The 1,007-nt window shown below is 43.4% G+C and carries 2 protein-coding genes and 1 pseudogene; 1 reads left to right on the forward strand and 2 read right to left on the reverse strand.

Features of this window, described 5'->3' with window-relative positions; translation table 11 throughout:
* On the forward strand, positions 1 to 194 hold a 194-nt coding region (locus F6K49_RS53005; protein WP_293111169.1), incomplete at its 5' end, for an agmatine deiminase family protein.
* A gap of 201 nt (positions 195 to 395) precedes the next feature.
* Here F6K49_RS53005 and F6K49_RS53010 read toward each other — a convergent pair.
* Together F6K49_RS53010 and F6K49_RS53015 are read right to left on the reverse strand one after the other, a co-directional pair.
* A complete protein-coding gene (locus F6K49_RS53010) occupies positions 396 to 617 on the reverse strand; it encodes a hypothetical protein (RefSeq protein WP_293111171.1) in 222 nt (73 codons plus the stop codon).
* A 94-nt stretch (positions 618 to 711) separates the two neighbouring features.
* A pseudogene (locus F6K49_RS53015) lies at positions 712 to 1,007 on the reverse strand (Uma2 family endonuclease); the annotation flags it as partial.

Raw genomic sequence — 1,007 nt, forward strand, 5'->3', positions numbered from 1 at the left:
TCATGAATTTTTATATTGCTAATAATGCTGTGATCGTTCCAGTTGCTGGTGACTCCAGCCAAGATGATGCTCCCCTTGCTATTCTGCGTGAGGTTTTCCCTGGGCGGAAGGTTGTTGGTGTAAATAGTCTGATGCTGGCTGAAGGTGGAGGAGGAGTTCATTGTATTACCCAACAGGTACCTGTGGCTAAGTAAGCATAGAGCCGTCAGCAGTCAGCAGTCAGTAAATTTTGGGGCAGGAAACAGGCAAGATGCCTGTTCCACCAAGATGCCCGTTTTACACAAATAAATATTTAAGCAAAATTTAACAAATAGTCTGTGATTTGATAACAGTTTTATATTACTAATTCCTAGATAATTTTATTGATAATCTGCTCAAACTACAGGTTATTAACTTCAGCCTTTCAGGATGCCATGGAATTCACCAGCCTCGAATCTTTTTCTCAATTCCTGGCGCTGAATTTTGCCGATCGCTGTTTTCGGAATTGTCTCTTTGGGAACGGGAATCAGGTAATCTGGATTTAACCCAATCCTGTTCACAACGGTTTTTCGAATTTTCTTGATCAGTGGGTTTAAGGAATTATCGTCAGTGTCAGTAGCACTGAAAAAGATTGCCAATCTATCAGTATTGTCCCCAATTATCCGAACATAATCTCACCCACCACCAGGTCAAACAGCTTACATGACATACACCCACAAACTCAGACAGGGGTTAAATTTCATCGGGATTAATACCCATCTGTCGTAACCGTTCTGCTAATTGTTCAGCTCGTTGTTGAGCCAGTTCAGCTCGTTGGTGTTCCTGTTCAGCTCGTTGTTGAGCCAGTTCAGCTCGTTGGTGTTCCTGTTCAGCTCGTTGTTGAGCCAGTTCCTTCTCTTGACGTTCCTGTTCAGCTCGAAGACGTTCAAGTTCAGCGTCAGTGGGAATCCAATTCCCCTGTTGATCATACCAACGTAGCCACAACCGATTCAATCCCCGATATTCCCCAAACCATAGTCCTAAACCCA

This window comes from Moorena sp. SIO3I6, from assembly GCF_010672095.1.